Consider the following 21,260-nt stretch of genomic DNA (forward strand, 5'->3'; position numbering starts at 1 on the left):
TTTCTGGTTCTTTTTTTATTCCAGAGTTACTTTGTTGGCTTTACCGTCTTTGATTTCGTAAACGGTTGCCGGGCCGAGATATCTTTCCACCTGAATGCCGACTTTTTTACCCAGCTTCTTGGCGTGTTCGTCCTCCGCGGGCAGAACATACAGTGGGATGCCGGTTTCTTTGGTTTTATCCTCTTTTTTCAAGACGGTTTTTTTGATGTCTTTTATATTCCAGGACTGGATTTCGACAGCTTTCCACTGACCTTCTTTTTTGGTCAATGCCACCGCGTACTGGCGGTGCAGATCACTTCCCAAAAGCACGATGTCTTTGTCGCCGTTGTTATCGAGGTCGGCGATAAAAGCCATGGGGACACCGTTGGGTTCGACTTCTTTGATCAGGCTTAAAATCGATTCTGGATAATCTTTCAGATCGAAAGTCAGAAACTCTGGATTCCAGTCGATCAGGGCTTTTTTGGCTTCAGCGGGCAAGGTGACCTTCACGGCCCCGTCCTGCACGGTGATTTCCGCTGTATCGGACGCCGATGTGGCGACCGGGGCGGCTGTGCTGCAAACACTGTAAAGAAGAGTTGCGATCAATGCTTTCATCATTTTGCACCTGTGCTTTTCTTGGTTTGGCTGCTGCTGCCAGAAGAGGAGTATTTGCCGATCACGCCCAGTTTTTTTGGACAGGATTCACCGCGCGGAACCAGGAAGGTGTGATTGCCGACCTTTCCACAGTGGGTCATGCGGCGAGCCCAGTAGGGACGGGCAATGCTGGGATTATAGTAATAGATGACGTCATTGGGGCCTTCCTTTACGGAAAGATTCACGGCCTTTTTACACATATCCAATGCTTCTTTGTCTTCATCTTTGGTGGCGTTGATATTGTTGCCGATGCGATCCTGAGTCCAGCTGAACTGGGCATCGTCATAAACGACGCCGCAGATGGAGCTTGGGTAAGCGTCATCTTCAGAGCGGGACAGAACCACTTTATTCACGGCCACCATGCCTTCGAAGGATTCTCCGCGGGTTTCATGGTAGCAGTTGCAAATCATGCAGTTGGTGGCGGATTGTCTTTTATTGCAGGTCATGGAAGCTGCAAATGCAGACGAGTTTATAAGGGACACACAGGCAATTATGAAAAGGGCAACGATCTGTATTTTCATTATTCTCATTTTATATGGGAAGTATTGAATTTGAAGAATTCTTTGTTTTTCTCCTCGACCTTCAGTGAATATGTGTTCCGAATCTTGGCCCAAAGTCCTGCTCATGACGTGTCTTATACTGAGACACTGATCGCCGTTAATTGTTCCTCGTTCAATCTTTGGACACCTTTTAGGGCCCAAACCCCGTGATTTCACGGGCATAGCCGTTGCAATCACCCTTATTGAATATTAAAAACAATACGGAGGATTCCATGTCCAAAAGAAAACTGATCGCAAAGGGCCTTGTGACTTTGTCTTTGTTCACTCAGCATTTTGCCTGGGCGCAAACAACCACCACAGTTAAAAGACCACCACAATTTGTGATGTTCGCTTTTGATGGATCCTATAATAATGAAGTCTGGCAGTATTCGCGTGACTACACGAAACTTAGAAAAGATGCGGGCGTGGACACACGTTTCACATTCTTTATCAATCCGGTTTATTTCCTAAGCCCTGACAATAAAACCTTCTATCAACCACCGGGTCAGCGTTTGATCCTGGATGGCGCTGGTAACGAAATGGCCACCAAAAACCGTGGTTCCGCTATCGGTTGGGGTGATGACAAACGTGATATCTCGGATCGTATTGACCAGATGAATGCGGCTTACCGTGAAGGCCATGAAATCGGTTCCCACGCCGTGGGTCACTTTGATGGTGGCTTCCGCAATAAAAAATGGGACCTGCGCTGGAGCGAGGCTGACTGGAAGTCCGAATTCACGCAATTCTATGCGATCCTGGATCGCGTGTTTGACCTGAATGGTATCACTAAAAAAGAATCCAAAGGTTTGTTGTTCAGAAACGAAATTACGGGTTTCCGTGCCCCGGTTCTGGGTGTCAGCCCGGGCTTGTGGCCGAACCTGCCTAAGTTTGGTATTCAATACGACACTTCCAAATTGAACTTCGTAAACTACTGGCCACAGAAAAACGAATTTGGCACATGGAACTTCCCGCTGGCTGAAGTGCCAGAACCAGGTGGCGCGCGCAAATGGATCTCTATGGATTACAACTTCTGCGTTCGTGACTCTGCCCGGGTGTTGAAGGAAGAACCTCAATCCATGCAGATCATGAAACGTGATAAAAGCGGCAACACGGTTAAAGCCAACAAGGCCCGTGACTGCTTGAACGAAGTTTCCACTGCGCAAAAAGCACAGGTGAAAGCCAACATGCTTTCAATCTATCGCAGCTACTTCAACAACAACTACTATGGCAACCGTGCTCCGGTTCACATTGGTCACCACTTCTCCAAATGGATGAGCGGTGCATACATGGAAGCTTTCTTCGAATTTGCGAACGAAGTGTGCTCCAAGCCAGAAGTGAAATGCGGTACTTACAATGAGCTTCAGGCCTTCATGGAGAAATCTTCTGCCTCTGAAGTTGAAGCATACAAAAAAGGCACTTTCGCGAAACTGCCGCGTCCTAAGTCCGCAAGCGTGGCTCGCCACCTGGATCTGAAGATCGACATGACCTCTGACCGTGACTTCATGAACATCTCCCTTGCGGGTCGTGATGCTCAGATGGCGGGTCTTAAGAAGTTCGTGACTGTGGGCGATGTGACTAAAGAAATCGACGGCATTATCGACCTGAAAGACATCCGTGAAGTGAGCGAGGCGGGTCAAGACGCTTTGGTTCGTATCTCGGTTGAAAACCGCATGAACAAAGAGATCGCCACCGCGACTTACACTGTGAAAGCGGTAGGCACTCAGAACGAAGTTGTGGACTCTGAGAACGTGGAAGGTCGCTGGGAACAAGGCCACATGGCTGAAGCTCACCGCGATGACGTGGACTTCACTAAAGGACACTAATGAATGTGTGGAAGGCCGCCCTTGCCGGGGCCCTTATCATGAATCTTGTCGGGTGCGGAGGAGGCTCTGCACCTTCGGCATTTGTAAACACTGATGGGACACTGACCCAGGGTGTGATTTATGGCGAGGATTCCATTCAGGAGGTTTCCACTCACACCCGCAACACCCGGGCCAACGTGGCTCTGGTTCATTCTGACAAATGGAACGAGATTATGAAGGGTGATGCTGCGTGGACCGTGGATGAAATCTACGGAACCGGTCAGCAGCTTCCCTGGAGTGATCAGGAATCCAAGGCCTTTTGTTCCGGAACTTTGGTGGCGCCGAAGATGGTCCTGACTGCAGGACATTGCTTCACTGAAGATCATACCTGTGAAAACACCGTATTTGTATTTAATGACGAGCAAAAGATGGAAGGGGCCACCGCCCGCAAGGGCTGGCAGTGCAAGCAGATCGTAGCGCAGAAAAATGACTTCCAGAGCGGCTTGGACTATGCCCTGGTTGAAGTGTCCATGCCCAAGGACGAAGTTGAACCCGTCGTCATGTCGACTATTGCGTCGGTCGTCGGCGATTCTGTTTACTCTATCGGTTATCCACTGGGCAGCCTTAAAAAAACCGCGCAGGGCAAAGTGCGCAGCGTGAATGAAATGGGATCTTTAGAGACCAATCTGGATGTTTTCGTCGGAAACTCGGGTTCTCCGGTGTTTGACAGCAAAACTCATGATTTGATCGGAATCCTGCACGGTGGTGAAGATGACTTCCAGCCGGAGAGCGAAGATGGCTCTGTTCAGATCATGAAATGCGCAGAGGACGGCTGTAAGGGCGAATTCGTCATTCCTATTCAGAAAATTGTGGCCGATATTGAGAAACAGAAGTAAGTTGGGGCCATGCTTCTCATCAATACACATAAGCTCGAAAAATCCTTTGCGGGGAAAACCCTGTTTAAAAACGTCTCTTTGGGCATTGAAGAGGGCGAACGCGTGGGCCTGGTCGGTCCTAATGGGGCCGGCAAATCCACTTTGCTGAAAATTCTGGCGGGCACCATGACTCCGGATTCCGGGGACGTGACTGCGAAAAAGGGTTTGCGTCTGGGGTATCTGGAACAAACGCCCACTTTCAAAAAAGATGAAACCATTCTGGATGCGGTGTTAAGCAAGGCGGAGGATCCTCACGAAGCCATTGGTTCGGCTTACGAGTGGATCGCTCGTCTGGAGCTGACTCAGTTCGGAGAAAACTTTCTGGTCAGCGAACTTTCCGGGGGCTGGAAAAAACGCGTGGCTTTGGCGCGTGAACTGGTGCGCGATCCTGAATTGTTGTTGCTGGATGAGCCGACGAATCACCTGGACGTGTCCAGTATCATGTGGCTGGAGGATTTCCTTAGCCGTGCGCCGTTTGCGACTTTGATCATCACGCACGACCGTTTGTTCCTGCAAAGAACTGTGAACAAGATTTTTGACCTTGATCCGAAAAATCCCAACTATCTGATTTCCACCACGGGTGGCTATCTGGAATATCTTGAGGAAAAGGCGATCTTGCTGGCCGGGCAGGAGCAGAAAGAGCTTGCGATGAAGAACACTCTTCGTCGTGAAACGGAATGGCTGCGTCGGGGAGCGAAAGCCCGTCTGACCAAACAGAAGGCCCGTATTGATCGTGCCGGCACTTTGAAAGAAGACGTCGAAGAGCTTTCTGCGAAGAATGCCGCCCGCAAAGTAAAAATTGAATTCAAAGAAACCGATCGCAATCCGCAGAAGCTGATTGAAGTCGATCATGTCACGAAAGCTTATGATGGCCGTGTGTTGTTCACTGATTTCAGTTATCTGGTGACGCCGAAAACACGTTTGGCATTGCTGGGGGACAACGGTTCGGGCAAGTCCACGCTGATCCGCATGCTGCTTCAGCAGGAAGCGCCGACCTCGGGTCGTGTGGTTCAGGCAGACAAGCTGAAGATTGCCTATTTTGAGCAAAACCGTGAAACGCTGAAGCCGAAAGAATCCGTTCTGAAAAACATCTGTCCTGACGGGGATTACGTCCACTATCAGGGCCAGTATGTATTTGCGCGCAGTTATCTGGAAAGATTCCTGTTCAACCGCCAGCAAATGGATCTGCCGGTGGAAAAACTGTCAGGTGGCGAGCAAAGCCGTCTGCGTTTGGCGCAGCTGATGCTGAACGAAGCCCAAGTGCTGATTCTGGATGAACCGACCAATGACCTGGACGTGGCAACCCTGACCGTGTTGGAGGATTCTTTAAAAGAATTCACCGGCGCTGTGATTCTGGTCACGCACGATCGTTTCTTTATGGATCAGGTGGCTTCCGACATTCTGGCATTGCACAAGAATCTGGATGGTTCCACTTCGATGGAACGTTTTGCCGGTTATCTGCAATGGGAAGAATGGTTCGAGGAACAAAAAGAACTGCAGGCTCAGGAACTAAAAAAAGAAAAGAAAGCTGAAAAGTCGGCGGGCAAACCCGTGAAGCTTTCCTTCAAGGAAAAGTTCGAGCTGGAAAACATGGAAGCCAACATTTTTGAAATGGAAGAAAAGTTGTCAAATCTGCAGATCGAAGCGGGCAAGCCCGAAGTGGTCAGCCAGGCTTCCAAGGTGCAGGAACTTTTCGCCGAGATTTCATCTTTGCAAAGCAAAGTCGAAGCCGCTTATGCCCGCTGGGCTGAGCTGGAAAAAAAGTCCAAAGGCCAAGCTTAACAGTCTAGCCTGGTGCATTCTTACATATTGCTGATCTTCAGAGCGCCTTCAATCATAAGTTGTTGAGCAAGGAGGCTCTCATGAAGATCCAATTCGTCAATCTGGCCGTTGCTCTGACGGCCGGGATGCTGGTGGCATCCTGCAGTTCGTCCGAGAAAAAAAGCACAGCATCGGTCAAGACCACGGCCAGCCCCGCTGAAATTCAAAAACTGGCGGAAGAAGTTTATATTTACGGTTATCCCATGGTTCTAGTGGAAACCAGCCGCGAGATTCTGACCAATGTTTCCCGCGTGACTGCGGATGCGGCCCCTGTGAATCAATTCCTGCATAAAGACCGCTTCCCGGATGCCAGCTTCACTCAAGTGGTCAGCCCCAATGCTGACACATTATATAGCTCCGCATTTTTGGATCTGTCGCGAGAACCCGTCATCCTCAGCGTTCCGGAGATGGGGAAGCGCTATTATCTGATGCAGATGATGAGTGCCTGGACGGATGTGTTTGCCTCACCGGGAACCAGAACTACAGGTTCACATAAGGGGGACTTTGCGATCACGGGCCCTGGCTGGACCGGGGATCTTCCTACCGGGGTCACCGAGATCAAATCACCGACTAACACCGTGTGGATCATCGGACGCACGCAAACCAACGGACCGAAGGACTTTGCCGCCGTTCGTGAAATTCAGAAAAAATATCGTCTGACCACGCTCAGTTCCTGGCAGCAGTCTGACACCGAAGTTATTGCCACTCCCGCTCGTCAGGTCAGTTCCACGGTGGATATGAAAACTCCGCCGGTGGCGCAGGTGGAATCCATGGATGGGGTTGAGTTCATGGAAAAGTTCGCAGGATACCTGAAGCAGAATCCGCCGAAGGTCGAAGATTCGGCCATGGTTGAAAAGATGGCTCGTTTGGGAATTTCTGAAACCGGGCAGTTTGATGGGCGTGCATTGAGTGATGCTCAGCGGGTGGCGTTCAATCGCGGGGCGAAAATGGCCCTGGAAAAAATCGTAGCCATGAACCAGGCACCTCCTGGTGTGGAGGTCAGTGCGGGCTGGGTGTATTCCTATCACATGGGGGCTTATGGGGCTGACTATGAAAACAGATCCTATGTCGCCAAGTACTTCCTTGGGGCCAACCTTCCTCAGGATGCGGTTTATCCGCGCGCTTCGGTTGATGCCAATGGCATGCCGCTAAAAGGGGATAACAAGTACACCCTGCGCTTTAGCAAGGGGCAGTTGCCTCCGGTTCGGGCGTTCTGGTCCCTGACGATGTATAACTCCAAGCAGGGCTTCGTGAAAAACCCGCTAAACCGATATACGCTTGGGGATCGCGATAAATTGAAATACGGCAAAGACGGATCGCTGGAGCTGTACCTTCAAAGCGAGCGTCCTGAGGCCAGCAAAGTGGCTAACTGGCTGCCGGCTCCGGCAGGGGATGATTTCAACTTGCTGATGCGTTTGTACTGGCCCAAGGATGAAGTTCTTGGTCATCAGTGGCGTATGCCGGGTGTGCAGCAGGTGCAGCCAGCCACGGGCCTGAGTCTGCGTTAGGGAAATAAAAAAGGGGCTTTCAAGGCCCCTTTTTTTTATCTTGGTTGTACGCTGTAGTTTGTGACTTCTTCTTTGGCCGTTTCATTTGGATATCGAACGGTCTTGATGTTCAGGATCAGGTCCAAAACACCCTGGTCACCTTCGCAAACATAATACTTTTTGTACTTGCAGATATAGTTGAAGCAAAATTCGTTTTTCGAGAAGTGAGAAAAAGAACACTGCACGTTGTAAGTGTATTCCACGGAATCAACGACCGACGGCACATTCAGTGCCAAAGCCGGCTGGGCCAGGAATCCAATTGCAATCACCAGTAGTTTCTTCATCTCAAATCTCCTTGCTTCGTCCTTTGCGGGACTATTGTTTTTTCAGGATCAATTTGCCTGACATGGAGTAATTAGATGTCAGAGCGCCTTCCAAAACACCATTTACAAGTTTGCCATAAATAGCTGCTTCAAATTTGGAGTTCAGATCGCGAGCCGGTTTACCGGTCAAAGTCAGGCGTGGCTCTGCAAGATCGGCTTCGTAAACACCGTTCAAAGTCAGGTCTGCCGTGTGGCCTGGATCGTCCGCGCGGTTCAATTCACCCATCAGACGAGGGATGGTCACAGTAGAGCCTTCCTTCACAGTTTCCTGAACATAAAGGCGCAATGTGATGCCCACAACGCCTTTTACCGGGCCGGAGTTGCCCTGATCCATCTGGCCCACGTAAGTTCCAGAGATCGCTGTCAGCTGCGCACGCAGTCTTTCGTAGTAGGCAAACTCTTCCTTGCCGCCGCCTGTGGACTCACTTTCGCGGGCTTTCAAAGAAAGTCTCACGATGCCTTTCGGGCCCGAGATGGCTTTAGCTTCACCCAGGATGTTGTTGCCGCTGATTTTAGCGTCAACAGTCTGGATTTCGTCACGGCCCAGGGATTTGATGTCTTTTACGTTCACCAAAGTCAGGTCGCCGGTTTCTGGAGCAAAGCCAACCACGAAGTCATAGCTTTCACCAGCCGGGTTGATGCGCTTGTAAGTCGCGTAAAGAGTGGAATGCAAACGAGTGGAACCGTCAGAGTTCTTCGCGCCGTTATCGACTTTCAGTTCGAAGAATTTGACTTCCAGATCCTGAGTGCCGTCAGCTGTTGTGATTTGGCCCACGTAAGTGCCGATCACAGGTTTGTAAGTTTGTTGCAACTTTCCATTAAGTTCGATCTCGCGCTGTTTGCCGGCGTTTTTGTCCTGATCAAACGCACAGGCTGCAAGACTTAGAACTGTCGCTGCAAGAATTAGTTTTTTCAACATGGTAACCCCTCTTATTATTTATTTTCAGTGTAATCAGCTGACGAAGCATCGTCAGGAATCAATTCGTCACGGGAAGCCGCCCATTCATTCAGCGCAATGGCGTAATCACCCATGGCACGCATGTATTGAACTTCCGAGTCGAAATAGTTGTTCATCGCCGTGATCAGGATCGAGATATCCGTACGACCCTGATTGTAGGAACGGTTCAGTTCCTGAGAGGCTTTTTCACGATAGCCTTTTTGTTTTTCCGCGCTCAGCACCACCGCATAAGTGGACTGCACTTTGCGCTGGGCCTGGATTTCAAGGTCTTCAGCTTCCAGCAACTGGCGGCTAAGGCGGGTGGATTCCAGATCTTTGGAAAGCTTCTTGTTGATGATCTGCTCGTTCTGGATGTCAGAACCGAAGTTGTACTGGAATCTCAGACCCATGTAGTACTTCGGACGGGTGCCGGACACGACGTCAGAATAAGCATCGTTCGCGTTTTCATCCACACCGGTGGTGTACACACGGCCGACGAAATTCAAAGTCGGATAGCTCAGGGATTCTGCCGCGGTCAGGGATTCCTGGGCCGCTTCCACTTTCAGTTTTTGTGAACGGATGGTGCGCAGCTCTTCCACTTTTTTCAATGGCAGCTTTGGCACGGTCGGGATGTTGCCCGGGATCTGGAAGCGGACTTCAGTGCCGGGTTCCAAAGAAAGCAAAGTCACCAGATTTTCCAGATTGTCCAGATACTCGGTGGAAGATGTTTTTACTTTTTGTTCGCGAGTTTCAAACTCAGCCTGAACCTGCGGCAGGTCGCCCGGATTGGAATATCCCAAAGAGGTTTTGCGTTTCACCGCATCGACCAGTTTTTTGTAGCGGTCACGGGAAGCAACGGATTCTTTGAAGTTTTCCTGTGCAACATAAGTGTTCCAGAACTGGCGGATCGATTCCAGCACGACCTCTTCCAGCTCGTTGGCGCGGTTGATGCTTTCCGCCTGATAAGTCAGCTCGGCTGAATTCACGGTGCCACGGTCAGCAACCCCGAAGAAGTTCCCCAGAAGCGCTTGTTCCAAAAGCAACCCGGCGCTGTCCAAAGTCTGCTCGCCCGGAGGCGGGTTGGTCACAACACTGTCGAACTCAACCTTCTGGGAAAGACGGCTTAGTTCAATGCCCAGGGTGGTTCCGGTGGTGAAAGGTTTTTTCACGCCCACGGTGGTGCGATAGCGTTCGTATTTTGCTTCCACCGGAGTGGAGTTGGAAAGCAGACCCGCGGACTTGTCATACTCAAAGCCGGTTTCCGCATTCAAAACCCAGTCATAGGCGGAAAGCGCCAATGCCGGTGTCAAACGGAACTGCTGGTACTTCAAATTGACTTCCTTGGTTTTAAGGCCTTGCTTTAAAACCAGTTCGGCCACGTCTTTCTGAGTCAGCGTGATTTCTTTCTTTGCAGGAGCCTGCTGGGCATACGCTGCCTGGATTGTTGTCGTGCCAAGTAGTGCAAGAAGGATTTTTACCATGTTACTTTTGTTCCTAGCTCAAAGTTGTCTTTTTGAAGTGCGATTTCATTGTTGTCTTTAAGAGTTCTTTGGGACCATTCAGTGAATACAGACCATTTTTTACCAAGCATCACATCAACGCCATAATTCATGGATTCATAAGCGCTGGATTTGCTGAAAGTCGCAAAATCGTTAGAGCTGCTTTGTGTGTAGCTGATGTTTCCGAATTGCGGGGACACGTTCAAAGAAAGCCAAGGCAGGCGTTCCCAGCCCATGCTGATCACGGGCCCTGCGCTGAACATGATGGTGTTCAAACGGGCATCGTCGATTTCGTAACCGGAATCCAGTTTCACGGAAGCACTTTGAGAAGCAAAGCCGCCCTTGGCGCGAAGACCCAGCGTCCACAAAACTGCTTTGGTTTGCAGGGAAGGGCTCATCACACCCAGTTCAAGACCCGGCATCACAGTTGTGCCATTTTTGCTCAAGTCAAAAGAACCGGAACCATCTTTGGTGGCGATGCCTTCTGGCTGGAAGCTTTGGATCGAGAAGCCGGCGAAATATTTCCAGCTGCGCGTGATGATTTCCGGGCGGGGATCTTTCAAAGTCAGCATGCCGGACACTTGAGCGTCGGTGGCGCTTTGTTTAGCCAGACCGTCGTACTTGGCTTCTGCTACTGCCATGTCTCGCAAGCTTTGAGCGTTGCAGATCCCAGAAGAGAAAATAACGGCTAAAAGAAATCCCCATTTCATAGTGCACTCCCGAATAAATGTGCGTCAGGAATAGTCCGAGGGTTGGGGGCTGTCAACCTCTGCCAGTGGTCCTTCGGGGGCCTTTATAAATCCTTTAATATCAAGGCCTTATGAGCCGCTGTGTTGATAGGAATCCTAATGACTAATGGGGGTGGATTGCCTAGAGTGTCCCGGTCTTTAGAGGGGTATGTATGAGACTGTCGGATATTTCTATTAAGAATCCTGTATTTGCGTGGATGCTGATGTTCGGTCTGATGATTTTCGGACTGATTTCTTTTTCCCGCATGGGCGTCAGCCAGATGCCGGATGTCGATTTTCCAACCGTGACGGTGAGCGTCAGCCTTGATGGCGCGGCTCCAGAAGTCATGGAAACTCAGGTCGTGGATCCGATTGAATCCTCGCTCATGACCGTCGAGGGCATTGAATCCATCAAATCCAGCAGTAAAACCGGCAGCGCCAGCATCACGGTGGAGTTTGACCTGGATCGCAACATCGACCTGGCGGTTCAGGATGTGCAGGCGAAAATCTCGGGTATTCAAAGAATGCTTCCGGATGATGTGGATCCTCCGTCTATTTCAAAAACCAATCCCGATGATCAGCCGATTCTTTGGTTGGCTCTTACCTATGATAAGGAAGATCCGGAATTCCTGATGCGCTATGCGCGTGACTATCTGAAAGACCGCTTCACCACGGTGGAAGGTGTCGGTGACATCTTCCTGGGCGGTTATACCGATCCGGTAATGCGTGTGCATGTGCGCCCGAAAGATCTGCTTCGCTATAATATTTCAGTCAATGACGTGGTCGATGCCATTCGCAACGAGCACTCGGAGCTTCCGGGTGGTTACATCCAGACTGACAAAAAAACCTTCAACGTGCGCACCATGGGTGAGGCAAAAACCGAAGAGGAATTCCGTGACATCGTGATCAGCCGCCGTGCGGGTGTCACCGTGGCCGATCCTACCAACATGGTCAAAATCCGTCAGGTGGCTGACGCCAGCATGGGTCTGGATAAGATTGAGCGCATGTCCCGTTTCAACGGGAAGACAGCTTTGGGTCTGGGGATCCGCAAGCAGCGTGGCACCAATGCGGTGTCCGTGGCGCGCGCGGTGAAAGAGCAAATCACCGTGATTCAAAAAACGCTGCCTCCGGGCATGAACCTTCAGGTGAACTTTGACAGTACCAAGTTCATCGAACAATCCGTGGGCGAGCTGAACCATCACTTGGTTCTGGCAGTTATCTTTACGTCTTTGGTGTGCTGGATGTTCCTGGGCAGCTGGTCGGCGACCTTCAACGTCTTGTTGTCGATCCCGACGTCATTACTTGGGGCTTTCATCGGTCTTTATTTCCTGGGTTATACGTTGAACACATTCACGCTGCTGGGTCTGACTCTGGCGATTGGTATCGTCGTGGATGATGCCATCATGGTTTTGGAAAATATCTTCCGGTACAATGAAAACGGACGGGGACGCATTGAATCCGCGATCCTGGGTGCGCGTGAAATCTCGTTTGCAGCGATGGCGGCCACCGCGGCCGTGATCGCGATCTTCCTGCCGGTGGCTTTCATGAAGGGCATCATCGGTAAGTTCTTCATGCAGTTCGGGGTGACAATTTCTATCGCCGTATTCCTGTCACTGGTCGAGTCTTTGACCATCACACCGATGCGTTGTGCGGGCTTCGTTCACCATGGTGAACGAAAAACCAAACTGGGCAAGGGCTTTGAAGCCCTGATGGAAAACACGCGCCTGGGTTACGACCGTTGGCTGCGTGTCAGCTTGCAGCACCCGTGGAAAGTATTGATCGGTTCATTGGTGTTTGTGGCGGTGTCCTTTATCTCTATTAAGTTCCTGAACAAGGAAATGAGCCCGGCGCAGGATCAGAGCATCTTTATGGCCCGCTTGATTATGCCGGTGGGAACGTCCCTGCAGTACACGGATCAGCAGACCAAAAAAGCGGAAGCGTGGTTGTTGTCCCGTCCGGAAATCAAACAGGTGTATGCGGCCCTGGGTGGCTTCGGCGGCGGTGTTTCTGATGCCAATGTCACGATGATGTTTATCACCATGAAAGAAAAAAACGAGCGCGGCAAAGATCCTGAAACCGGGAAAGTTCTGTCCCAGCAGGAATTCATGCAAGTGGCCCGTAAGAACCTTTCCAAGATCGAAGACATGCGTCCGGTCCTGATGGATCTTTCGCAGCAGGGTTTCTCGGGTGGTCGTGGTTATCCGATCGAATTCACGATCCTGGGTTCAGACTGGGATAAACTTGCGAAGTACACCGAAGACATGATGAAGGCCATGAACGACAGCGGACTGATGGTCGACGTGGATTCCAACTATCTGTTGGGTATGCCCGAGATTCAGGTGCAGCCGGATCGTTTATCAGCGGCTCAGCATGGGGTCAGTATTTCTTCGATTGGTTCCACGGTCAGTGCTTTGATCGGCGGGGTGAAGGCCGGGGAATATCCTCAAGGCGGGCACCGTTACGATATCAAATTGAAACTTGTGGATCAGGGTGATCCGATGGGTGAAATCAAAACGTTGTTCGTCGGTAACAGCCGCGGCAATCTGATTCCACTGCCAAGAGTGACGAAAGAAGTTCAGACTTCCAGTTTGCAGTCGATTTCCCGTTCCAACCGTCAGCGTGCGATCACGGTGACGGCGAATATGAAGCCGGGCGTGTCCCAGCAGGCGGCAATGGCCTACATCGAGGATTCCGCAAAAAAGATTCTGGAGCCTGGTTACATGATCGATCAGGGCGGAAGTTCCAAGACCTTTAAAGAATCCTTCCAGAGCTTGATCTTTGCTTTGGTTATGGGTCTGGTGATTGCTTACATGGTTCTGGCCAGCCAGTTTAATTCCTTTATCGATCCGGTGACGATCCTGATGGCGTTGCCATTCAGCTTCAGCGGGGCGTTCTTCGCACTTCTGATCACGGGTCAGTCTTTGAACATGTTCTCGATGATTGGTTTGTTGCTGTTGATGGGTATCGTGAAAAAGAATTCCATCTTGCTGATTGAATTCACCAACACGGTTCGTGACCGCGGCACCAGCAAGGCTCTGGATGCGCTGATTGAGGCGTGCCCGACACGTCTTCGTCCGATCCTGATGACATCGGTGGCAACCGTGGCGGCGGCAATTCCGTCAGCAACGGCACGCGGAGCGGGTTCAGAGACCATGCGTCCGATGGCGATTTGTCTTATCGGTGGGGTTGTGGTTTCCACGGCGCTGACTTTGTTCGTTGTTCCGGCGGTGTACCTGCTGATGGATAAGTTCAAAAAACGTGACGAGGTTCGTGAAAAAACCAAACAAGCCTTCGCCGCTGTTGGCGAAGAGGGCCTTGAGGCCTAAAGCAAAAAGCCCGGTGGCAGTGCCCCGGGCTTTTTTTATTTCAGCCATTGCTCTCTTAAAAGTTGGGCGCCGGTGCCTTTTTTGCCGTACCGATCCTCGGGATTTCTTAGCGGGCAGTCTTTCAGCGACATGCAGCCGCACCCAATGCAGCTTGCCAGCTGTGATTGCAAGAGCTGCAACAATTTGATGCGTTCTTCAAGATCATCATTCCATTTTTTGGTTAAACGTTTCCATTCCGTCGCCGTCGGCGCGTGATCCTGTGGCAGGGATGACAGGTGATCTTTGATTTGCTCTAAGCTCATTCCCAGATGTTGAGAGATCTTAATTATTGAAATCAGACGTAAAACCGCGCGGTCATAGCGGCGTTGATTGCCGTTGTTGCGATGACTTTTGATCAGCCCTTTGGATTCATAAAAGTGCAAAGTCGGCACAGAGATGCCACTGCGAGTGGAGACTTCACCGACTGAAAGTGTTGTTGCGAGGGCCGGAGCTTTGGTTTTTGCCGCCATATTTGTTTTGACCTCAAGTTAACTTGAGGTTGTAGCATCAGCCAAAAATCACGCAAGCAATTTAATCGGGCCGCTTAAGGCCAAAGGAGATTTCGTGAACTATTTTACCTATAAGATGATCCATCTGATCAGTCTGACCCTGATGTTTGTGAGTTTTGGTTTCATGCTGGTGGCCGTGGCCATCGGGGAGCCAGCGCAGAAATTCAGAAAATTCAGTTATGCCTTGCACGGTGTTTCGTGGCTGGCCCTTTTTGCCAGTGCCTATGGGCTGGTGGAAACTTTGGGGATGAGTGCGAATTTTCCCAACTGGGGCCGGGCTAAAACCGCGATCTGGGTGATGTTGGGGATCTGGGCATTTATTGTGCGCAAGAAGCCGCAATGGACTTTCACCAATATGGCGGTGCTTTCAGTTTTGGGAAGTGCGGCAATCTGGCTGGCGGTTGCCAAGCCTATGTTCTAACGGCTCCACATCACGGCACGCATCGACAGGGAGCCCATTTCAAACCCTTCGTAAGGATAGGAAATGCGGTCTTCCCCAGTGCTGGCGCCAAACGCATACAGCAACGGCAGATAGTGCTCTGGTGTGGGAACGCTTAAGGTGGCGCTTTCACCCAAGTCTTCATAGTCGGTCAGGGTTTTGGTGTCGCGGGATTCCAGGGCGGCTTTGATTTTGCCGTCGAACTCTTCGGCCCATGGGAAGCTGCCGTCTTTGTTTTTCCATTGAATCAATCTTAAGTTGTGAACGATGTTGCCACTGGCAACGATCAGGACACCCTGTTCACGCAAAGGGCGCAGCAGTTTTCCCAGTTCCAGATGTTGTTGGTTTGTTTTTGTCACATCCAGGCTGACTTGATAAGTGGGAATATCCGCATGTGGGTACATGTGCGCCAGGACGGACCACGTGCCGTGATCCAAACCCCATTTGTCATAGAGCTCAGATTTTGGCAGCAGTCGTTGGGTTTCGTGGGCGATGCTTAACGGGCCTCGTGCCGGGTACTGCATATCAAACAGTGCTTTCGGGAATCCGTAAAAATCATGAATCGTGGGAGGGTCGGGATGATAAAGAACTTTCGTTCCTTCTGTCTCCCAGTGAGCAGAGACAGAAAGAACGGCCTGTGGTTTTGGCAAAGCTTTGCCCAGTCTGTTTAAGGTCTCTGTGAATGTGTTCTTGTCCAGAGCATTCATCGGAGAACCGTGACCAATAAAAAGCACAGGCATCGTCGACATATTAACCTTTCTTAGGAGCTGGTTTGCCAGCCTGGATTTTGAGGATCAAAGTCACCTCATCACCCACAACCGGACCGGCTTCCACAACACTGCTCCAGTTCAGGCCGAAATCCTTGCGGTTGATCTTGCCAGTCGCAGTGAATGCCACTTTGTTGTTGCCGTAGGCGTCGTTCACGTCACCCAGGTACTTGGCATCCAAAGTCACTTCTTTAGTTTTACCCTTCAATGTCAAATCGCCAACAATTTTCAGATTGTCCGGTGTGCCAGTGATCTTTTTTGTGACAAAGGTCATTTTAGGATTTTTGGCCACATCGAAGAAGTCCGGGCTTTTCAAGTGATCGTCACGGTCTTTGTTTTCTGTGCTGATGCTGGCAACTTCAATATTCAATTTGGCTTTGGACTTTTCAAGTTTTGCGTCCACGTCCAACGTTCCATCAAATTGAGCAAAGCGACCTTCCACCGTGGAAATGACCAAGTGAGGAATTTCAAAACCGATTTTAGAGTGGGCAGGGTCGATGTTGTAAGAACCCGCCGGGATGGATTTAGCGAATGCGGACATACCAATCAAAGTAGCGAAGGTTACTGAAGTAACGGTGGAACCAAGAATAAGTGCTTTCATGTGAATTTCTCCTTTTATGTTGTTTCAACGGACTTAGTATCGTGCGTTTTTGATTATTGCGAAAGGTGACATATTCGGAATATACTGTTGCGTATATGGAACAATTAGATCTCAATCAGATACGCACATTCGTAAAACTCGTTCAAAGCGGCAGTTTCACCAAGGCGGCCGAGGTACTGAAGCAACCCAAGTCCCGCGTCAGCCGCAGGCTGTCGGCCCTGGAAAAAGATCTGGGCGTGCAGCTGATTTACCGCACGACACGTCAGTTCCAGCTGACCGAGATGGGACGCATCTATTACGAACGCGCTCGCGGTCTGATTGAAGGACTTGAAACTTTGACCGGCGAGGTCAGCGAATCCACCGCGGAAATTTCGGGTGTCATTCGGGTCACGGCCTCGGATGATATGGGCGTGAAGCAGCTTCCGCTGATCGTGGATGAATTCACCAGGCAGTATCCGCGTGTGCGCTTTGATTTGTATCTGACTCAAGCGTATGTGGATCTGGTGAAAGAATCAGTCGACGTGGGGATTCGTATCGGGAACCTGAAAGACAGCTCCCTGCGGGCGCGCAAGATCGGCACCGTAAGAAATTTGCTGGTGGCGTCCCCGGGCTTCCTGGAACGCTATCGTGTCGGGGATGATCTGACCAAGCTTGCCGCAGCCCCTTTCCTGGGGCTGACCCAGCAACCAAAGCTGGATGTCGTTCGTTCCTCTGATGGAAAGCGTCTGACGTTGAAAACCAATCCGATCGTCACTGCGAACAATCCGGAAATGCTGTTGAATCTGGCCCGTCTGGGAAAAGGCTATGTTTTTGTGCCTGAATTTTTGTGCAAGGATGAATTGCGTGATGGCCGGCTGGTGCAGATTCATAAAAATCTGCGCGGGGATGAAGTGTCGGTTAGTTTAGTATCGCCCGATACGAAAGAAACTTCCCAGAAGGTGAAGCGCTTCATGGACTTTGCTTATAAACGTTTAAAAGAAGTGTATTTCGCTTAAGAAAAGGCGCCCAAAAGCATCTTGTAAATACCGGAATATTCAAAGCGCAGAAGCGCCCAGATCGTCGCACACCACATGGTTGCCAAAAGCCCCATCAACACCAACTGGGGCAGATTGGCGAAGCTGACTGAGCTGCGCGGGCGGCTCAGCATGTCATCAATCTGACCGCGGTCCTGGCTTTCTTTGAATTTGCGGGCCAGGCCCTGGGCAAGCACGATTCTTTGCTGCATTTCAAGCTTATAGAAGTGGACTCCCACGAGCATGCGGGAATCAGAAATGTTTTCAAGTCGGGTGACGATTCCATAACACGCCATCTGTCTTGAGCCCGGAGGAGTGACCTGGATTTTCACGACTTCTCCCAGAAGCGGACACAGATCATCCGGAGCAGTGAAGGCCAAGCCCGTCAAAGAGACGTTTTTGATTTCGGTGCCTTCTTCCCATGGGATTTGCTTCGGGCCTGCCACGCGAACCAGGCTGTCGTCCTCAGTGTTGAGAATGTAGCGTGGTGATCGGCCGTGATAGCGAGCAAGACTTGTCATGCTATACTTTTCGGCCCATTGCTGGCCTTTCTGAAGTAAAAGGGCTGTCTCAATTTGAGAAATTTCAGTTTGAAAAGTGTTTCCAGCCCTTGAACTCTTTAATCTCTTCATGATGATCCGCATGAGTCACAAAGACGCGAGGATCTTCTGTGAATTGTCCAATCATCTTCCATCCCGGGAAATATTCGTAGTCCTCAGGGTGGATCGCCATGAGAAGTTCGTAATCCTCGCCACCCCAAAGTACAATGTCCTGTGGATTTATATGCAGATCTACGGCAAGACTTTGGCTTTCAGTGTGCAGTGGAAGATTTTCGGCGAATAGATGAAAACCTCCGCCCGCGGGGCGTAACAACAGGGCATCATTCACCAGTCCGTCACTGCAATCCATCAGCGCGTGAATGCGGGTGTGATGCTTTTGCAGATGGGACACCAGATCTAGACGGGGCTTCGGACGCAGATGTCTTTCTTTGGCAGTATCAAAGCCTGCAAGCTTTTTTTGTAAAGCGGTCATGCCCGTGAAAGACAGCCCCAAAGGTCCACTGCACAACAGCAGGTCACCGGGCTTGGCACCTTTGCGGGTCAGCGGGTTTTCGCAAGACCCGTGCACGCTGACATCCACCACCAGTCGGTCCGGGGATGTTGCCAGATCACCGCCGGCAACTTGCATGTGGAAATCATCAGCCAAACTGGTCATGCCTTTATAGAAATCGTCAAGCCAAGATTCATTTAGTTTTTTCGGCAGGGCCAGGGACACCTGCGCAAAATGGGGAAGTGCTCCCATGGCGGCGATGTCACTCAAATTCACCGCAAGTGACTTATACCCCAGATCAAATGCGCTGAAATAGTCGAGGTCGAAGTGAACGCCTTCCACCATCATGTCCTGGCAGATCACTGAATAGCCGGGATAATTCCTGAAAACAAAGGCGTCATCACCCAACGGTACTTTGGTGTGATCATTTTGACGCTGGACCCGATAACGGATGCGATCAATAAGCGACCATTCTTTTGGAGTATTTTGCATGTCGTTGTTCCTGGTAAGACATTGCTAAAGAAGTCGCTTTATTGTGAAATAAGGAGGTTAGGAGTCAAGGAGGATTCTTTTGAACACGCCCAAAGCGGCTTCGCCGAAACGCACATCGAAAAAGAAATCTACACGCAAGCCGAAGGTTGTCGAACATCCTCTGTCATCTGAAAGTCTTTTCTCCAGCCGGGAGATCGGCTGGCTGAATTTCAACAGACGAGTGTTGGCTGAGGCCGAGGACTCACGCAATCCATTGCTGGAGCGTGTGAAGTTTCTAAGTATCTCCGGTTCAAACCTGGATGAGTTCTTTATGAAACGGGTCGGCGGTCTGAAGCGCCACATGGCCTACGGAGTTTCCGCCAAATCATCTGACGGCAAAACCCCGATGGCTCAATTACAGGAAATCCGACAGTTCGTGATCCCGATGATTCAGGATCAGGCCCATGCGTACAACAAGGTGCTGAAGCCGGCTTTGGAAAAAGAAAGCATCTATCTGCTTTCCTGGAAAGACCTTACTGACAAAGAAAAAGACAGTGTCAAAAAGTACTATAACCGCAATGTCTTCCCCGTTCTGACGCCGCTGTCGGTGGACCCGGGGCATCCATTCCCGTTCATCTCAAACCTGTCGATTTCTTTGGGTGTGACTTTGAAACATCCGGGGAATGAGGAAAAACTTTTCGCCCGCGTGAAAATTCCAAAAGTTCTGCCGCAATGGATTCGCACGGATGCGGAAAGCAAGGACTATCGTTTCATCAGTCTTTTGGATGTGATCAAAGAGAATCTGGCGGATCTGTTCCCAGCCATGCACGTGCTGGGAGTGATGCCTTTCCGACTGACCCGTAATGCCGATTCGGACCAGGATCAGGAAGATGCGGAAGACTTGCTGGAGGCCATCGAAGAAGAACTGCGCCAGCGTCGTTTTGCTGAAGTGGTTCGTCTGGAGCACGGGCCGAATCCAGATCCCTGGATGCTCAAATTCCTGATGGAAGAGCTTGAGCTGATTGAAGAAGACATATACGAAACCTCCGGTCTTTTGGATTTCACGGATCTGGGGCTGATCTCGGACGTGAATCTGCCGAAATTGAAATTCGAGCCTTATACTCCGGTGGTGGCTCCGGCCTTTGCTGAAGACGGGCACGGGATGTTTAACGCCATCAAGATGGCGGACCAGCTGGTGCATCACCCGTATGAAAGCTTTGCCGCGTCGGTGGAAAAATTTATTCGTGTGGCCAGTGAAGACCCCAAGGTTCTGGCGATCAAGATGACTTTGTATCGCACCGGCGATAACAGCCCGTTCATCCGCGCTTTGATTCGCGCGGCAGAACAGGGAAAGCAAGTCGTCTGTTTGGTGGAACTGAAGGCGCGCTTCGATGAAGAGCGCAATATCTATTGGGCAACCGAGCTTGAAAATGCCGGCGTTCACGTGGTGTACGGGGTTGTGGGTTTGAAGACTCACGCCAAGACCGCGTTGGTGGTTCGTCAGGAGCAAGAGGGCTTGCGCTGTTACTGCCATATCGGAACAGGGAATTTTAACGTGGCGACATCGCGGTTCTATACGGATCTGGGGTTGTTGACGGCGCGGGAAGAAATCACCAACGATGTGGTCGAGTTCTTTCACTATCTGACGGGTCGTTCTTTGAAAAGCAATTATCAGAATCTGCTGATTGCTCCGGTGAATATGTTCTCGCGCTTTAAAGCCATGATCGAGCGTGAAGCCGAGCATGCGAAAGCGGGGCGTCCGGCGCAGATCATTGCCAAGTTCAACAACTTTGAAGAAAACGACATTGCCGTGGCCCTTTACGCGGCTTCGCAAAAAGGTGTCGATATTGAGATGATCGTGCGTGGTTTCTGCTGTCTTCGCCCGGGGGTGCCGGGAATGAGCGAACGCATTCGTGTGACGTCGATCATTGGTCGTTTCCTGGAGCATTCGCGCCTGTTCTATTTCCGCAACGGCGAAAAAGACCCGGTGGACGGGGAGTTCTATCTGGGCTCTGCCGACTGGATGTACCGCAATCTGCACGCCCGGGTGGAAGCCATCGTGCCGATCCTGGATCGGTCCCTTAAAGAGAAGTGCTGGGAAATCCTAAGTCTATGTGTGAAAGAACAGCGCCAATCCTGGGAAATGAAGTCCGATGGCACTTATGTTCGCCAAAACTCGCAGGATGTCGGCTTGCATCAAACCCTGATGCAAATTGCGAAAGCCCGGGTTACATTTGTGGATGAAAATACCAGTTCATCCACCAGTTCAATTTCGGAGTAG

At 50.7% G+C, this 21,260-nt stretch carries 19 protein-coding genes; 8 read left to right on the forward strand and 11 right to left on the reverse strand.

Features of this window, described 5'->3' with window-relative positions:
* Positions 1 to 15: 15 nt before the first annotated feature.
* Entirely contained in the window at positions 16 to 597 is a 582-nt protein-coding gene (locus tag BDT_RS04650; RefSeq protein ID WP_015090105.1) for a hypothetical protein, read from the reverse strand.
* Positions 594 to 1,154, reverse strand: coding sequence for a cell wall hydrolase (locus BDT_RS19055; protein WP_158320223.1), 561 nt, complete (start codon positions 1,152 to 1,154; stop codon positions 594 to 596). The genes BDT_RS04650 and BDT_RS19055 overlap by 4 nt, the downstream gene beginning before the upstream one ends.
* A gap of 251 nt (positions 1,155 to 1,405) precedes the next feature.
* Here BDT_RS19055 and BDT_RS04660 point away from each other — a divergent pair, with 251 nt between their 5' ends.
* From BDT_RS04660 to BDT_RS04675, 4 genes are all read left to right on the forward strand, one after another.
* Positions 1,406 to 2,995: a polysaccharide deacetylase family protein gene (locus tag BDT_RS04660; protein WP_015090108.1), complete on the forward strand. Its 1,590-nt coding sequence runs from the start codon at positions 1,406 to 1,408 to the stop codon at positions 2,993 to 2,995.
* The gene (locus BDT_RS04665; RefSeq protein WP_015090109.1) at positions 2,995 to 3,870 is read left to right on the forward strand and encodes a trypsin-like serine peptidase; all 876 of its coding nucleotides are present in this window, start codon (positions 2,995 to 2,997) and stop codon (positions 3,868 to 3,870) included. Before BDT_RS04660 ends, BDT_RS04665 begins: the two co-directional genes overlap by 1 nt.
* 9 nt (positions 3,871 to 3,879) lie before the next feature.
* Positions 3,880 to 5,691 carry a ribosomal protection-like ABC-F family protein gene (abc-f, locus tag BDT_RS04670; RefSeq protein WP_015090110.1) on the forward strand — a complete coding sequence of 604 codons (1,812 nt, stop codon included), beginning with the start codon at positions 3,880 to 3,882 and terminating at the stop codon, positions 5,689 to 5,691.
* 80 nt (positions 5,692 to 5,771) lie between these two features.
* A complete protein-coding gene (locus BDT_RS04675) occupies positions 5,772 to 7,238 on the forward strand; it encodes a DUF1254 domain-containing protein (RefSeq protein ID WP_015090111.1) in 1,467 nt (488 codons plus the stop codon).
* A 35-nt stretch (positions 7,239 to 7,273) separates the two neighbouring features.
* Here BDT_RS04675 and BDT_RS04680 read toward each other — a convergent pair whose 3' ends face one another.
* From BDT_RS04680 to BDT_RS04695, 4 genes are read right to left on the reverse strand one after another with little or no spacing between them, the layout of a single operon-like run.
* The gene (locus BDT_RS04680) at positions 7,274 to 7,561 is read right to left on the reverse strand and encodes a hypothetical protein (RefSeq protein WP_015090112.1); all 288 of its coding nucleotides are present in this window, start codon (positions 7,559 to 7,561) and stop codon (positions 7,274 to 7,276) included.
* 31 nt (positions 7,562 to 7,592) lie between these two features.
* Positions 7,593 to 8,519 carry a hypothetical protein gene (locus tag BDT_RS04685; protein ID WP_015090113.1) on the reverse strand — a complete coding sequence of 309 codons (927 nt, stop codon included), beginning with the start codon at positions 8,517 to 8,519 and terminating at the stop codon, positions 7,593 to 7,595.
* 14 nt (positions 8,520 to 8,533) lie between these two features.
* Positions 8,534 to 10,018, reverse strand: a complete 1,485-nt coding sequence (locus BDT_RS04690; protein ID WP_015090114.1) for a TolC family protein — start codon at positions 10,016 to 10,018, stop codon at positions 8,534 to 8,536.
* Positions 10,012 to 10,746, reverse strand: a complete 735-nt coding sequence (locus tag BDT_RS04695) for a hypothetical protein (protein WP_148278713.1) — start codon at positions 10,744 to 10,746, stop codon at positions 10,012 to 10,014. Before BDT_RS04695 ends, BDT_RS04690 begins: the two co-directional genes overlap by 7 nt.
* 191 nt (positions 10,747 to 10,937) lie before the next feature.
* Here BDT_RS04695 and BDT_RS04700 point away from each other — a divergent pair, with 191 nt between their 5' ends.
* Positions 10,938 to 14,090 (forward strand): efflux RND transporter permease subunit, encoded by a 3,153-nt coding sequence (locus BDT_RS04700; RefSeq protein ID WP_015090116.1) that lies wholly within the window; start codon positions 10,938 to 10,940, stop codon positions 14,088 to 14,090.
* 35 nt (positions 14,091 to 14,125) lie between these two features.
* Here the strand turns inward: BDT_RS04700 and soxR are convergent, their stop codons facing one another.
* The gene (gene soxR, locus BDT_RS04705) at positions 14,126 to 14,599 is read right to left on the reverse strand and encodes a redox-sensitive transcriptional activator SoxR (RefSeq protein WP_015090117.1); all 474 of its coding nucleotides are present in this window, start codon (positions 14,597 to 14,599) and stop codon (positions 14,126 to 14,128) included.
* Between the two features lie 94 nt (positions 14,600 to 14,693).
* On the opposite strand from soxR, the gene BDT_RS04710 reads away from it, so the two are divergent.
* On the forward strand, positions 14,694 to 15,059 hold the full coding sequence (locus tag BDT_RS04710) for a hypothetical protein (protein WP_015090118.1): 366 nt from the start codon (positions 14,694 to 14,696) through the stop codon (positions 15,057 to 15,059).
* Here BDT_RS04710 and ygiD read toward each other — a convergent pair.
* Together ygiD and BDT_RS04720 are read right to left on the reverse strand one after the other, a co-directional pair.
* Positions 15,056 to 15,826, reverse strand: coding sequence for a 4,5-DOPA dioxygenase extradiol (ygiD, locus tag BDT_RS04715; protein ID WP_041577031.1), 771 nt, complete (start codon positions 15,824 to 15,826; stop codon positions 15,056 to 15,058). The two genes, BDT_RS04710 and ygiD, sit on opposite strands and share 4 nt — an antisense overlap.
* 1 nt (position 15,827) lies before the next feature.
* Positions 15,828 to 16,445: a YceI family protein gene (locus BDT_RS04720; RefSeq protein WP_080602332.1), complete on the reverse strand. Its 618-nt coding sequence runs from the start codon at positions 16,443 to 16,445 to the stop codon at positions 15,828 to 15,830.
* A gap of 95 nt (positions 16,446 to 16,540) precedes the next feature.
* Between BDT_RS04720 and BDT_RS04725 the strand changes: the two genes are divergently transcribed.
* Positions 16,541 to 17,440: a LysR family transcriptional regulator gene (locus BDT_RS04725; RefSeq protein ID WP_015090121.1), complete on the forward strand. Its 900-nt coding sequence runs from the start codon at positions 16,541 to 16,543 to the stop codon at positions 17,438 to 17,440.
* Here the strand turns inward: BDT_RS04725 and BDT_RS04730 are convergent.
* Complete coding sequence (locus BDT_RS04730; RefSeq protein ID WP_015090122.1) at positions 17,437 to 17,979, reverse strand: PilZ domain-containing protein; 543 nt, start codon at positions 17,977 to 17,979, stop codon at positions 17,437 to 17,439. The two genes, BDT_RS04725 and BDT_RS04730, sit on opposite strands and share 4 nt — an antisense overlap.
* A gap of 64 nt (positions 17,980 to 18,043) precedes the next feature.
* Complete coding sequence (gene thiL, locus BDT_RS04735) at positions 18,044 to 19,000, reverse strand: thiamine-phosphate kinase (RefSeq protein WP_080602333.1); 957 nt, start codon at positions 18,998 to 19,000, stop codon at positions 18,044 to 18,046.
* Between the two features lie 79 nt (positions 19,001 to 19,079).
* On the opposite strand from thiL, the gene ppk1 reads away from it, so the two are divergent.
* A complete protein-coding gene (ppk1, locus tag BDT_RS04740; RefSeq protein WP_015090125.1) occupies positions 19,080 to 21,260 on the forward strand; it encodes a polyphosphate kinase 1 in 2,181 nt (726 codons plus the stop codon).

The sequence above is a fragment of the Bdellovibrio bacteriovorus str. Tiberius genome, assembly GCF_000317895.1.
GTDB lineage: Bacteria > Bdellovibrionota > Bdellovibrionia > Bdellovibrionales > Bdellovibrionaceae > Bdellovibrio > Bdellovibrio bacteriovorus_F.